Below are 14089 nucleotides of genomic sequence, written 5' to 3' on the forward strand. Positions count from 1 at the left end.
GCCTTATAGGCCCAGATCGGCCGGCACCGGTGGTGGTTCGCTCACCACTGTAATCTTGATGCGCTCATTGGCCGCCTGGTAGGGGTCATTGGGGAAGAACGGGTCCGAGCTGGCTCGGCCGCTTACCGACTTGATGCGATCGTCGGCCAGGCCGAATTCGCCCAGCAGCGCCCGCACGACATTGGCGCGGTCGCTTGAGAGCTCCCACGGGCCGTAGCGCGGATTGCTATAGGTGCCGCCGGCCGCGGTATGACCGGAAATCGTGATCTGGGCGCCCAGGGACTGCAGGATCGGCGCCAGCGTGGCCAGCGCCAGTCGGGCGTCCTCAGTGGGATATTTCGAGCCTTCAGGGAACATCGGTCGCCCCGTCTGGTCCACGATCTGGATGTCGAGCCCTTCGTCTGTCACATCGAGCAGCAGGCTGTCCTGCATCTGGGTGATATCCGGCAGCGCCTGCCAGGCCTGGCGGATGCTCGCTGCGGCACTATGGAAGGCCTCGTCGCTCTTGGACTGCAGCTCGGCATTGGACGCGCCCACCGCGCTCTGGGTATCACCCAAATCCCCCTCGCGGCCGCCACTCTGCGCCTCAGGCTGGCCATTGCTGGTGTTCTCGGGCGAGATCGCCACGTCGCGCAGGGCTTCGACGGCCGAACCGGCCATCTGCGCGCCCGTCGTGTCGAGGGCCGTGCCCGCCATCATGCCGCCTGAACCATTGGTCGATAGCGTCACATTGGGCGGCGCGAAATAATTGGCCAGACCTTCCTTCTGTTCCGGCGTCGTCATGGCCAGCAGCCACATCAGCAGGAAGAAGGCCATCATGGCGGTCACGAAGTCGGCATAGGCGATCTTCCAGGCGCCGCCATGGTGACCATGGCCGCCCTTCTTGACCTTCTTGATAATGATCGGCTGGTCGTATCCGGCCATGGTTATATCTGTCCGGAGTTCTAGGTGGCAGCTGGGAGGTTGGACGTGGCTTCGTCCACTTCAAGGAAGGTGGGACGATCTTCGGCAAACAGCGCCTTGCGGGCAAATTCGACTGCCATCACAGGCACTTGCCCGCCAATGTGCGCCAGAAGACCAGCCTTGAGTGATGAGTAGTACTTGGATTCGGCCTGATAGATGTTGCCCAGAGACTGGGCCATAGGACCAAAAAAGCCATAGGCGATGAACACGCCAAAGAACGTACCCACGAGCGCGCCGCCGATCATGTGACCGAGAACTTCGGGGGGTTCAGCAATGGCGCCCATCGTCTTGATCACACCCAGCACCGCGGCCACGATACCCAGGGCAGGCGTACCATCGGCCAGCGCCTGAACGGCTGCCACGAGACGGTGCTGTTCCTGGTGGTGCGTCTCGAGCTCCTCGTCCATCAGCGCTTCCATCTCATGCACATTATTGGACCCCAGGGTCACCATGCGCAGATAGTCGCAAACGAATTCCACCGCGTGGTGGTTCTTGGCAAATGTGGGGAAGCGCGAGAACAGCGTGGACTCATGCGGATTCTCGATGTGCTGTTCCAGCGCAAGAATGCCCTTGGACTGAACCAGCTTGTAGAGGCTGAACTGCATGGCGAGCAGTTCGATATAGGCAGCCTTGTTGTACTTGGGGCCCTTTACCAGCGTCCCGAACACGCCCAGCGTGCCTTTGATGACCGGGCCGGTATTGCCGATGATGAATGCACCAATCGCCGCCCCAAGAATGATGACGTATTCCCAAGGTTGCCAGAGAACTTCAAGGTGTCCGCCCATTGCGGAGTAGCCGCCGAACACGCAGCCAAAGATCACCAGGATTCCGACGATGAGACGCATACCTAGGGCTTCCAGTTTCTGACGGAACGATGCCGGTCAAGGGCTTGCCGCCCCATCCACCACGTCGATCCATTCGACTTGCCGCAAAGCGCCTCCTGGCGCCCCGCAGCCGTCACTATCAGCCCTTTGCCTTAACAGCGCGTAACTCCGAGCCTCATATTGAGACGCGCGATTGTCGCACCCTTGCAGCGAAACCGCGGGAAATCAGACACTTGCCGCCCACTCCATAATGCCCCGGCGTGTATCGCCCCGAGACCCGGCTCCGGCCACATTGCGCCGGATCGGCAACACCATGGGGAAGCCCGCAACTCAATTGCCGGCCCCCCTTCCCTTTCCGGACCATCTCCGCTAGAGAGCCCACTTAACCACCATGTCTGATCCTACCACCGCGCCGCAGCGCTCAGTTGCAGCGCGGGTTTGCCACGAGACAGGTGCTGTCCGGGCGATTCCGACGTCTCGCCCTGGCACTCTGAGTGCTTCCAGGAAAAGTGGGTCCCACTGTTCCGGTTCGGAAGTGCGACACAGATTGACACAGTTGAGCGAGCACCATGCCAAAACGTACCGACATCAAATCGATCCTCATCATCGGTGCGGGTCCGATCATCATCGGCCAGGCCTGCGAGTTTGACTATTCCGGCACCCAGGCCTGCAAGGCGCTCAAGGAAGAGGGCTACCGCATCATCCTGGTGAACTCCAATCCGGCCACGATCATGACTGATCCGGATCTGGCAGATGCCACCTATATGGAGCCGATCACCCCCGAAGTGGTCGCCAAGATCATCGAGAAGGAACGTCCCGACGCGCTGCTCCCCACCATGGGCGGCCAGACGGCGCTGAATTGCGCCCTCAGCCTGCGCAAGATGGGCGTGCTGGAGAAGTTTGGCGTCGAGATGATCGGCGCCACTGCCGAGGCCATCGACAAGGCCGAGGATCGCGAGCTGTTCCGCGACGCCATGAAGAAGATCGGGCTGGAAACCCCGCGCTCCATGCTGGCGCACAACACCATCGAGGCGCTGCAGGCGCTCGAAGTGATCGGCCTGCCCTGCATCATCCGCCCCAGCTTCACCCTGGGCGGCACCGGCGGCGGCATTGCCTATAACCGCGAGGAATATCTGGCCATCGTCGAGAGCGGCGTCGATGCCAGCCCGACCAACGAAGTGCTGGTCGAGGAAAGCGTCCTTGGCTGGAAAGAATATGAAATGGAAGTTGTCCGCGACAAGAAGGACAACTGCATCATCGTCTGCTCGATCGAGAACATCGATCCCATGGGCGTCCACACCGGCGATTCCATCACGGTCGCCCCGGCCCTGACGCTGACCGACAAGGAATACCAGATCATGCGCGACGCCAGCCTGGCTGTGCTGCGCGAGATCGGCGTCGAGACTGGCGGCTCCAACGTGCAGTTCGGCATCAACCCCGCCGATGGCCGCATGGTCGTCATCGAGATGAACCCGCGCGTGTCGCGCTCGTCCGCACTGGCGTCCAAGGCCACCGGCTTCCCCATCGCCAAGGTCGCGGCGCGCCTGGCCGTCGGCTACACGCTCGACGAGCTGGATAATGACATCACCGGCGGCATGACCCCGGCGTCCTTCGAACCCACCATCGACTATGTCGTGGTCAAGATCCCGCGCTTTGCCTTCGAGAAGTTCCCCGGCGCCGACAACCGCCTGACCACCTCGATGAAGTCGGTCGGCGAAGCCATGGCCATCGGTCGCACCTTCCAGGAAAGCCTGCAGAAGGCCCTGCGCTCGCTCGAAACTGGCCTCACCGGTCTCAATGAGATCGGCATTCCCGGCCTCGGTGAAGGCGAAGACAAGAATGCCATCAAGGCCGCGCTCGGCACCCCGACGCCCGACCGTCTGCTGCATGTCGCCGAGGCCATGCGCCTGGGCATGAGCCTTGAGGACATCCACGAGGCCTGCAAGATCGACCCCTGGTTCCTCGAGCAGATGCAGGGCATCATCGATACCGAAGCCAAGGTGCGCGAATTCGGCCTGCCCCAGGACGCCGCCAATCTGCGGAGCCTGAAGGCCATGGGCTTCTCGGACGCCCGCCTGGCCCAGCTGGCCAATATCAAGACCAGCGATGTGCGCGCCCTGCGCCACAGCCTCGCGGTCCGCCCGGCCTACAAGCGCATCGACACCTCGGCTGCCGAATTCGCTTCGCCGACCGCCTATATGTACTCCACCTATGAGACGCCCTTTGCCGGCACCGTTGCCGACGAGGCGCGCCCGTCCGACCGCAAGAAGGTGGTGATCCTCGGTGGCGGCCCCAACCGCATCGGCCAGGGCATCGAGTTCGACTATTGCTGCTGCCATGCCGCTTTCGCTCTGGCTGACGCCGGCTACGAAACCATCATGATCAACTGCAACCCCGAGACGGTCTCGACCGACTATGACACCTCGGACCGGCTCTATTTCGAGCCGCTGACCGAAGAGGACGTCATCGAGATTCTCGAGCGCGAGAAGCAGAACGGCACGCTGCATGGCGTGATCGTGCAGTTCGGTGGCCAGACCCCGCTGAACCTGGCCGAAGCCGTGCAGAAGGCCGGTGTCACCATCCTGGGCACCCAGCCCGACGCCATCGACCTGGCCGAAGACCGCGACCTCTTCTCCAAGCTGCTCAACCGTCTTGAACTGACCCAGCCCAAGAACGGCATTGCCTATAGCCTGGAACAGGCCCGACTGGTCGCCGAGCGCCTGGGCTATCCCCTGGTGATCCGCCCCAGCTATGTGCTGGGTGGCCGCGCCATGGCGATCGTCCATTCTTCCAGCGAGTTCGAGCGCTATGTGCAGGATACGCTGACGGGTCTGGTCCCGCCGCACATCATGCTGCGCTATCCCAACGACAAGACCGGCCAGATCAACTCGGTCCTGTCCGACAATCCGCTGCTGTTTGATGCCTATCTCTCGGGCGCCACCGAAATCGACGTCGATGCCCTCTGCGACGGCAAGGACGTCTTTGTCGCTGGCATCATGGAACACATCGAGGAAGCCGGCATTCACTCCGGCGACAGCGCCTGCTCGCTGCCCCCGCAGAACCTCTCCCCCGAGGTCATGGCCGAACTCAAGCGTCAGACGCGCGAACTGGCCTTTGCCCTCAAGGTGGGCGGACTGATGAACGTGCAATATGCGCTCAAGGACGGCGTCATCTACCTGCTCGAAGTCAACCCGCGCGCCAGCCGCACGGTGCCCTTCGTCGCCAAGGTCATCGGCCAGCCCATCGCCAAGATCGCGTCGCGCATCATGGCCGGCGAGTCTCTGGCCAGCTTTGGCCTGGTGGAAAAGACCTTCCGCCACGTCGCCGTCAAGGAAGCCGTGTTCCCCTTCAACCGCTTCCCCGGCGTCGACACGGTGCTGGGCCCCGAAATGAAGTCGACTGGCGAAGTCATCGGTCTCGATACCGATTTCGCCATGGCCTTCGCCAAGTCGCAGATGGGCGCCGGCTCCAAGGTGCCGACCAGCGGCGCGGTGTTCATCTCCGTGCGCGATGAAGACAAGAAATACATCGTCGACATGGCCCGCCATCTGGTCGAGGGCGGCTTCAAGATCATCGCCACGGGCGGCACGCAGCGCTATCTGGTCGACAACGGCATTGCTGCCATCAAGATCAACAAGGTGCTCGAAGGCCGTCCGCACATCGTGGACTCCATGAAGAACGGCGGCGTGCAACTGGTGATCAACACCACCGATGGCATGAAGTCGATCAGCGACAGCCGCGACATCCGCCGCACGGCCCTGCTGGCCAAGATCCCCTATTACACCACCATCGACGGCGCCCTGGCCGCAGTGGAAGGCATCGTCGCCCTGCAAAAGGGCAGCCTGACCGTCAACTCGCTGCAGAGCTATTTCGCAGCCTGAGTGATAAGCCTTGCCATCGGCGCCTGTTCCGCGCCGATGGCCCATCCCTGCCTTGACGCCATCGCACGACATGCGCCAACTGGAGCGGCACCAGTAGGGACACTTGCCCGATGCGAAAGCCCCACACCAGCCGCCTGCCGGCCCCGTTCCTGCGCTGCATCACACTACGGCACGATTTGCCCGAGGCGCCAACCGCCTATCCCTTCGATCTGCCCTGGTTGCAGGACCCCGAGTTCGAGCTGCGCTTTACCACCCCGGTCACCATTCTCATCGGCGAGAACGGCAGCGGCAAATCCACCCTGATTGAGGCTATCGCCGCGCTGAGCGGCTATGATGAGGCCGGTGGCGGCAAGGGCTATCGGCCAATCGACCATTCCGGTGCTGTGGATAAGAGCGGCGCCGAACTGGCCCGGGCCCTGCGCGGGGCCTGGCTACCCAAGCTGACCAATGGCTGGTTCTTCAAGGCAGAGTCCTTCTTTTCTGTCGCGCGCTATCTCGACCAGGCCGCACTGGATGCCCATGCAGCACCGCCCGACTACCTGTCATGGAGCCACGGAGAAGGCTTCCTCAAATTCTTCGAAGAGCGCTTGGCCCGCCAGGGCATCTACTTCATGGACGAACCAGAAAGCGCATTATCGCCGAAGCGCCAACTTGAACTGTTGCGCATCCTCCATGGCGTTCAGCAGGGCGCTGTCTCGCAAGTCATCATGGCCACCCACTCGCCCATCTTGATGGCCGTACCGGGCGCGCGCCTGCTGGAGATCACGCGCAGGGGCTTGCTCGAAACCCAATATGACCGGACCGATCATTTCCAGCTCTATAAGGCCTTCACGGTTGATCCCGAGGACTTCATCGCCAAGGCCCTCCGCTCCGACGAGGACGGCCTGTTCTAGGCGGCCGCAATGCCGCCCGGCCCGCCGTGTCATAGCCAGGTGCATGGCAATTGACACCCCCACCAGTCGCATCGATACTGCACCGACCATGATGATGTTCGCCGTCTACTTGCGCGCCTGATCGGCGCTATCGAGCGCAGCCCGCTGAGCAGCAGCGCTGCTCGCCCGGTCGCTTTTGCGACCATGCGAACTCATGGACTCTTCAAATGCCTGATACTTTGCCCGCGCTCACGCCAGCGCAGATCGATCGCTTTATTGCTGACGGCTTCGTCCGCCTCGACAATGCCTTTTCACCGGAGCAGGCTGCCCAGGCCCGAGCCATCCTCTGGTCCGCCAGCGGCTGCAATCCTGATGATCGCAGCACCTGGACCAAGCCCGTCGTGCGCCTGGGTGACCTCGCCCAGCCGATCTTTCAGCAGATCGCCAATACCCCGCTCCTGCATCAGGCCTATAACCAGTTGGTCGGCCCTGGCCGCTGGCTGCCCCGCGGTAGCCTTGGCACTTTCCCCATCCGCTTCCCATCACCCATCGATGCCGGGGACACCGGCTGGCACGTCGATGTCAGCTTTGGCTATGAGGCGCCAGACTTTCTCGATTGGCGTGTGAACGTCCATTCCCGGGGGCGGGCTCTGCTGATGCTGTTCCTGTTCTCCGATGTGGGTGAGGACGATGCGCCAACCCGTATCAGGGTCGGCTCTCACATCGAGGTGGCGCGCTATCTGGCCCCGGCTGGCAATGCCGGACGCTCGCTGCGCGACATGATCACGGACCGCCCGGACTGGTTCGACACCGGGCGGGAGGTGCTTGCAACAGGGGTGGCCGGCACGGTCTATCTCTGCCACCCGTTCCTTGTTCATGCCGCTCAGATGAACCGCGGCACACGAGTCAAGTTCATGGCTCAGCCGGCACTGCTGCCCAAGGCGCCACTTGCGATCAAGCGGGCCGACGGTCGCTATGCACCGGTCGAGCGCGCCATCCGCCTGGCTCTGGACCAGGGCTAGCAGTCCGGCGGTCGGGCGCATCGGCCCACCACTTGGAACGCGCAGCGCGGCCGCGGTGTTTAGTCCCCGCGGCCGTTGCTTTTTTGCGAGCATCTCGCCATCGTGCAGCTTTTCAGACGACGAGGGCGATCCGATGATCCGATACGCAGCCGCACTGGGCCTGCTGCTCACCACCACCGCTGTGGCTGCCGCGCAGACGCTGGACGAGCAGATTGTCAACTTCGTGGGCGCCCCCGGGTTTGCGACGCAGGATGTCGCCGGTCTGAATAACCGGCTCGACCAAAACTGGCTCGATCAGGATAGCGTCTCGCCGGGCGGCGCGGTGGGACCGCTGGAAAAGGCGATGCTGATCGCCGAAACCGGCATCGGCTCCACGCGGACCCGCAGCGCCATCAGCTATGGCGAAGTGATCGCCGAGGACGGCACGCCGGTCAGCTTCATTGAAGTGCGCCACTATAATATGGCAGCGCCCCTCCACGCCGAGACCGTCGACGCCTATGGTGTGGAAGACACTGCTGATGTCGCCGATTTCGGCGAAGGCGAACACAAGGCCTGGCGCTTCGTGTTCCAGCCGATGATGAACAATGTCGCTGTACTCGTCGAGGCGAGCGTGCGGGTCATCTCGCCCGAGGAAGCGGCCAAGGATGATTGCCTTGGCCAGCCCTGCCTCGCGCTGGATGCCGAAGACAACCACCCGATGGACTGGACGGAGATAGACGGGACACTCCCAAGCTGGCCCGAACTCTACCCGTCTGATGGGACGGGGATTGCCACCCCAGCCGCGACGATCGCCCAGATTGCGGTGCTGGGCTATTGGGCCAGCGCTGAATCGGGCAGCTATCAGTGGACCGGCGGCGAACACCCCGAGGCTGCACGCGACGCAACGCCCTATCGCTTTATCGGCATCGATCGCAATCTGGGTCAGGACGACAGCATCGCGACGGACTGGCACGAAACCCTGCTCAACGACGATTCCATGTCCGAACTGGCCTACCGCTATATCGGTGTAATCGGCCAGGTCTGGCTGATGCAGGCCACAAAACCGCGCTGAAGCCCCGCCGCGATCAGGCCGCCATCCTAAGCCGCGAAGAAGGCGGCGACCTGCTCCAGCGCACCCTCGACCGTGGCATCATCGACATCGAGATGGGTCACCCAGCGCTGCTGGCCATAAGTGCCGGTGATGCCCACGCCCCGCGCCTTGAGGAAGGCCATGAAGCGCTGGCCGACCTCGGGGTCCATGTCCACGAAGATGATATTGGTGTCCGGCATGGCGAGGCGTATGGCCGGATGAGCCGACAGCCCCTCGGCCAAGCGCTTGGCGCGACGATGGTCATCGCCCAGTCGGGCAATGTTGTGGTCCAGGGCATAGAGCCCGGCTGCCGCAAGAATGCCGGACTGCCGCATGCCACCGCCCAGCATCTTGCGGGTGCGACGCGCGGCATCAATCAGATCCTGCCGACCAACCAGCACCGAACCCACCGGCGCCCCCAGGCCCTTGGAGAGGCAGATCGATACCGTGTCGAAGGCCGCCGTGAATTCGGCAATGCCGACGCCCAGCGCCGTACAGGCATTGAAGGCCCGTGCCCCATCCAGATGCAGGCCCAGGCCATGGCGCCGGGCAATCTCGGCAACGCTGGTCATATAGGCCATCGGCAGCGCCCGCCCGCCAAAGGTGTTCTCCAGCGCGATCACCCGCGTGCGGGCATAGTGGCTGTCATCGGGCTTGATGGCCGCCTCGATATCGGCCAGCGCCAGCGTCCCGTCAGGCTGATGCGCAATCGGCTGTGGCTGGATCGAGCCCAGCACCGCCGCGCCCCCGGCCTCGTGGTGATAGAGATGGGCCTGCTGCCCGGCGATATATTCATCGCCCCGCCCGCAATGGCTCATCAGGGCCAACAGGTTCGACTGCGTGCCCGATGGCACGAACAGGGCCGCATCCTTGCCCAGCATCGTCGCCATCCGCTGTTCCAGCCGCTTGACCGTCGGGTCATCGCCAAACACATCATCGCCCACTTCCGCCTCGCCCATGGCCTTGCGCATGCCGGGGGATGGCTGGGTGACGGTATCGGAGCGGAAGTCGAAGCGGATGGCGTTCATGGTGCGGCTTTCGGCAGGTGACATGGCGCAACCATAGCTGAACCACCGACCGATGGTAGCTAGACAGCCCTAGAAGAGCTCCTCGCTTGGCAGATCCTCCGACACATTGCTCGATTTGGTGTTGCGCAGAACCAGAATGCTCGCGGGCAAGGCATGGGACTGGGCCAGAGACAAGAGCCGGTGTGCGCTCAGCTCGGTCAGTTCAGTGCCGGCCGAGAGCAGCAGCCGCCCGTCCTGATCGGTCAGATCCTTGACGAGCACGTCGCCGGTGCGCGCCAGCATCGGCCGAATGGAAACCATGCCTTCGCTGGGTGTCGGCTCAATGACCATCAATACGGTGCGCGCTACCGCAAATATCTCCGGATCATAGCGGGCATGACTTTGCGCCAGCTTGCGGAACGCATCGTCACGCGTGCGCGATGCGCCTGTTGCGGCATCGGCCAGGTCGATCAGAACCTTCAGAATCCGCGCTGCCTGCGGCAGTTCGTTGCCGCTGGGGCCGTCGATCGGCCAACCAGAGCCATCATAGCCCTTTCGCGCATAGAACACGGCGCGCGCCACCCCATCCATCCTGGGTATATTGGCGATCAGTCGCGATGCCACCAAAGCGCTTTCCTCGATGCGCAGAGCTTCCTCTTCGTCCAGCGCAATATCGGCGGCATACTTTGCCGCGAGATCATCGGGCAATGAGATGACGCCCATCGGATACAGCAGCGCCGCCAAATCGAGTTCCCAAGCCTTGTCGATTGTCATGTGACGGGAGATTTGTCGTGTCCAGCGCTGCACCTTGGCCGCCTTCTGGAACACTTCTGGCCGGGCAGTTGCCAGAATATCGGTCATCAGCTTGACCCCGCCCCGTAGCAGTTGCTCCTGCGCCTTGAGCGCAATCGAGAGTTCCCGATTCTTGCTCTCGGCAAACTGCTCTGCCACCTTGCGCGCGGCCTGCTCGTGCTTGAGCCGCGCCAGGGCCATGTTGACCGTCACTGGAATTGCAGAGGCGCCATTGTCAATCGAAGCTACACCCATGTCCGTTTCTCCCAGACGGGGCATCGGCAGCAGCAGCGGCACGCTCCCCGGCCGGCAACGCATTCATACCGCGTCGCCTAAACCCAGCATGGAACCAGATCAACGCAACTCGAATAACACTTGCGGTAGAATTTAAATCAGATTGCCCCGGTCCGCCGGACGTTGAGCGACAATCAGCAGGCCGGTGATCGGCGCGCCCCTATCCATTCGCAGGGTTGCCGTATCAAACAGCAATATGTCCAGCCCGGCATCCGTCAGAGCCTGTCGCGTCGCTTCGATCCCATGGGCATAGCGCAGCGAGGGGCGCAGAAACACTGCCTCCTCCCCATCATGGGCCTCAAGCGAGAATGCCAGCAAACCACCCGGGCGCATGGCCCCAACGGCCGCGCGCAGGACCGGGGGCAGAGCACCACAATAGATGAACACATCGGCCGCGGTAATCAGGTCGGTTTGCGCTTCACGCCCGGCAAGAAAGGCAACCAGTTCCGCCTTTTCGAGCCGATCATAACGCTGCTGCCGGGCAGCTTCCGCAATCATGGCGGCACTCAGATCGATTCCCTCAAGAAAATCGACGCGGTCGCGCATGCGCGCGCCCATCAGACCCGTGCCACAACCAAGATCGAGCATGGTGGCAAATCTCTCAACCCCCAGGCTGGCCATCACTGTACTCAACCGGGCGTCCAGCAATTCGGGGACTTGGTAGCCGAGCCGGTCCACCAGCGCCGCCTCGAACTGGGGCGCATATTGATCGAACAGCGCCTCGACATAGCCAACGGCTGTTCCGACACCGGCTGGGCCAGCGCCGTGCGAGGCTAGTTTGAGGCTGGCCCCGAACACGCAGAGGTCATCAAGCGCCTCGACATGACGCCACGCCGAGATGGCCCCGGCCACATTGCCGGCCTTGTCGCAATACAGGCCCAACATGTCCCATCCGGCCGCCCAGTCCGGAACAATTTCAAGAGCCTGCGAGATCAGTTCGGCTGCGGCAGTGTGGTCGCCGCTCTCAGCCAGCATCTTGGCATAGCCCGCGCGGCGGTCGGCAATCACATCGCCGGAAGAATGAAACGCCTTGGTCAAGACGAAAGATCTCGGGGAGCAACGGGCCCAATCGCCCGGCGCGCGGATTTGACTGAAAATCCAGCGGAACGCAAGGGGCTTGCGATGGCCCCGCCGCCCCGGCGCATCCGCACGGCGCACTGCGCAGCATTGCCGCGCCTGCTACGGTTTCTCCCGCTAGTCTGTCACCTCAGGCCCGGCCCTGCACAACTACGGCACAATAGGTGGCATCGTCTTGTCACAAATCCCGCCTTGTCTTGCCCATCAGGCGCGATTACTTGATGTCTGACAGGCGCCGGACGCCTGCGCACTGTGTTCGAACCGCCCCTATCGTCTCGATCCGGCGGAGTATTGAACGGCGAAGTTTTTGACGCTAAAGTTACCAGATCGAATATTGCGGCCGACCGATCTGAACCTGCGAACGTCCATTCGCCTCTGCTGACGTCAATTTCCGATATTTCGATATCACTACTGGCCGGGACCAATAGTGGCCCTGGCTGCCTACCAGCAGACTGCACGAGGGAACGCGCATCATGGCAACTGGCACCGTAAAATGGTTTAACGGTCAAAAAGGCTACGGCTTCATTCAGCCCGACGAAGGCGGGGCGGACGTCTTCGTCCACATCTCCGCCATTCAGCGGTCCGGCCTGAACGGCCTCGATGAAGGTCAGAAGATCAACTACGAGATCGTCAAGGACAAGCGGACCGGCAAGTCGGCTGCAGACAATCTCACGCCTGCTTGAGCTGACGAGACCGAAAACGGAATTGGGGCGCGTCCGGTAGGAGGGAACGCGCCCTTTTTCTTGCCCTAGCTGCGGCCCAGCTCTTCGCTGCGCACTCGCGCTGCATCCACGGTCCGCCCGATGAGCTCGGTGAGACCGGGCTCACCCATCAGCACGGCCAGCCCCGCTGCCGTCGTGCCATTGGGCGAGGTCACATTCTGGCGCAGCACCGAGGGCGCCGTCGCATCGGCGTCGAGCAGCGCAGCTGAACCGATCACCGTCTGGCGCGCCAGCTGCTCGGCTACTGCGTCCGACAGGCCCTGCGCCCGCGCCGCCGCCGCCAAAGCCTCCACCATGTGGAACACATAGGCCGGCCCGGACCCGGACACGGCCGTCACCGCATCAATCTGCCCTTCATTGTCCAGCCAAACCACCTGCCCGGCCGCCTGCAACAGCGCATTGGCGGTGTCGCGGTCGGCGGCGCTGACATCGCCGCCGGCAACCAGCCCCGTAATCCCCTTGCCCACTTGCGCCGGCGTATTGGGCATGGCGCGCACGATCCGGGCTGTTTCCAGCCCGCGACCCAGCCGGGCAATATCGATGCCCGCGGCGATGGAAATGGCCAGCGTATGTGGGCCGATCACCGGGCGCAGCGATTGCATCACCCCGTCGATGATCTGCGGCTTGACGGCCAGCACCAGCACATTGGGCATCAGACCGCTCGCCTGATGGCTCAGCGTCAGGCCATAGTCCTCCGCCAGCTCCAGCGCGGCCGGGCCGGGCGATGGATCGACCAGAATGAAATTGTTGGGTGACAGGCCGGCTTCAAGCCAGCCACTCGCCAGCGCCAGGCCCATCTTGCCGGCGCCCACCAACATGACGGGGCCGATGGAATTGAGGGCGGTGCTCATGCTTCACCCACGGTTTCAAACATCACATGGCTCAGCGCATCCGCCGCCGTCTTGCCGGCCCAGACCACGAACTGGAATGCCTGATAATAGAGATCGCAACTGTCGGTCGCCGAGCGCAGCAGCGCCTCGCATTGCTGCGGCGACACATCGGCGCCACCGGTCAGCAGGTGGGAGTTGCGGAACAGCACCACGCCTTCCTTGTTCCAGATGTCGAAATGGCCGATCCACAACTGCTCGTTGATCAGGCTGATCAGCTGTTTGATCTCGGCCCGGCGGCCCTCGGGAACCTTCAGATCGAAAGCGCTGGCGATGTGCAGGCTCTCCAGATCTTCCATCCAGTTGAAAGACACGTGATAGTCACTCCAGCCGCCACGAACCGAGATGGAAATCTCGTCGGCGTCCTGGCGCTCGAATGTCCAGTCATTGATCGAGGCAATGTGCTCAATAATGTCCACAGGGTGAACATTGCGATCAATCTCGACTTGAATAAGTGACATAGACGTATTGTGTCCTGGCAACGCGTATTTGAAGTGATGCGACCCAATGGGCCGCGCAACTGTCGGGTACTCAGGGAACTCAATGCCCGCACAAGGGCTTACGAATCGTCCCAATGCTCAGACCGTACACGTCCCTTCTGATTCAGGGGACGCGACGCAGAGCCGGAACGCCATTCTCTTGTGGATGATGATCGGGGCCGAAGGGTTAACGAAGCGTT

At 62.7% G+C, this 14089-nt stretch carries 12 protein-coding genes; 5 read left to right on the plus strand and 7 right to left on the minus strand.

The window, feature by feature from the left end; genetic code table 11:
• Positions 1-3: 3 nt before the first annotated feature.
• Together E8M79_RS15705 and motA are read right to left on the minus strand one after the other, a co-directional pair.
• Entirely contained in the window at positions 4-924 is a 921-nt protein-coding gene (locus E8M79_RS15705) for a flagellar motor protein MotB (RefSeq protein WP_137152793.1), read from the minus strand.
• 20 nt (positions 925-944) lie between these two features.
• Positions 945-1808 (minus strand): flagellar motor stator protein MotA, encoded by an 864-nt coding sequence (gene motA, locus E8M79_RS15710; protein WP_137152794.1) that lies wholly within the window; start codon positions 1806-1808, stop codon positions 945-947.
• 548 nt (positions 1809-2356) lie between these two features.
• On the opposite strand from motA, the gene carB reads away from it, so the two are divergent.
• From carB to E8M79_RS15730, 4 genes are all read left to right on the plus strand, one after another.
• The gene (carB, locus tag E8M79_RS15715) at positions 2357-5668 is read left to right on the plus strand and encodes a carbamoyl-phosphate synthase large subunit (RefSeq protein ID WP_137152795.1); all 3312 of its coding nucleotides are present in this window, start codon (positions 2357-2359) and stop codon (positions 5666-5668) included.
• A 110-nt stretch (positions 5669-5778) separates the two neighbouring features.
• The gene (locus E8M79_RS15720) at positions 5779-6561 is read left to right on the plus strand and encodes an AAA family ATPase (RefSeq protein ID WP_137152796.1); all 783 of its coding nucleotides are present in this window, start codon (positions 5779-5781) and stop codon (positions 6559-6561) included.
• Positions 6562-6767: 206 nt separating this feature from the next.
• On the plus strand, positions 6768-7562 hold the full coding sequence (locus E8M79_RS15725) for a phytanoyl-CoA dioxygenase family protein (RefSeq protein WP_137152797.1): 795 nt from the start codon (positions 6768-6770) through the stop codon (positions 7560-7562).
• Between the two features lie 133 nt (positions 7563-7695).
• On the plus strand, positions 7696-8613 hold the full coding sequence (locus E8M79_RS15730) for a hypothetical protein (protein ID WP_137152798.1): 918 nt from the start codon (positions 7696-7698) through the stop codon (positions 8611-8613).
• Between the two features lie 26 nt (positions 8614-8639).
• Here E8M79_RS15730 and ltaE read toward each other — a convergent pair whose 3' ends face one another.
• From ltaE to E8M79_RS15745, 3 genes are all read right to left on the minus strand, one after another.
• A complete protein-coding gene (gene ltaE, locus E8M79_RS15735) occupies positions 8640-9683 on the minus strand; it encodes a low-specificity L-threonine aldolase (protein WP_248305016.1) in 1044 nt (347 codons plus the stop codon).
• Between the two features lie 45 nt (positions 9684-9728).
• Positions 9729-10727 carry an HD domain-containing phosphohydrolase gene (locus tag E8M79_RS15740; RefSeq protein ID WP_171015890.1) on the minus strand — a complete coding sequence of 333 codons (999 nt, stop codon included), beginning with the start codon at positions 10725-10727 and terminating at the stop codon, positions 9729-9731.
• A gap of 90 nt (positions 10728-10817) precedes the next feature.
• The gene (locus E8M79_RS15745) at positions 10818-11762 is read right to left on the minus strand and encodes a methyltransferase (RefSeq protein ID WP_137152800.1); all 945 of its coding nucleotides are present in this window, start codon (positions 11760-11762) and stop codon (positions 10818-10820) included.
• 512 nt (positions 11763-12274) lie between these two features.
• On the opposite strand from E8M79_RS15745, the gene E8M79_RS15750 reads away from it, so the two are divergent.
• The gene (locus E8M79_RS15750; protein ID WP_137152801.1) at positions 12275-12484 is read left to right on the plus strand and encodes a cold-shock protein; all 210 of its coding nucleotides are present in this window, start codon (positions 12275-12277) and stop codon (positions 12482-12484) included.
• A gap of 65 nt (positions 12485-12549) precedes the next feature.
• Here the strand turns inward: E8M79_RS15750 and proC are convergent, their stop codons facing one another.
• Positions 12550-13374, minus strand: a complete 825-nt coding sequence (gene proC / locus E8M79_RS15755; protein WP_137152802.1) for a pyrroline-5-carboxylate reductase — start codon at positions 13372-13374, stop codon at positions 12550-12552.
• The gene (locus tag E8M79_RS15760; protein ID WP_137152803.1) at positions 13371-13871 is read right to left on the minus strand and encodes a YbjN domain-containing protein; all 501 of its coding nucleotides are present in this window, start codon (positions 13869-13871) and stop codon (positions 13371-13373) included. The genes proC and E8M79_RS15760 overlap by 4 nt, the downstream gene beginning before the upstream one ends.
• Positions 13872-14089: the final 218 nt, after the last annotated feature.

It is taken from the genome of Devosia sp. FKR38 (genome assembly GCF_005222805.1).
Lineage (GTDB): Bacteria > Pseudomonadota > Alphaproteobacteria > Rhizobiales > Devosiaceae > Devosia.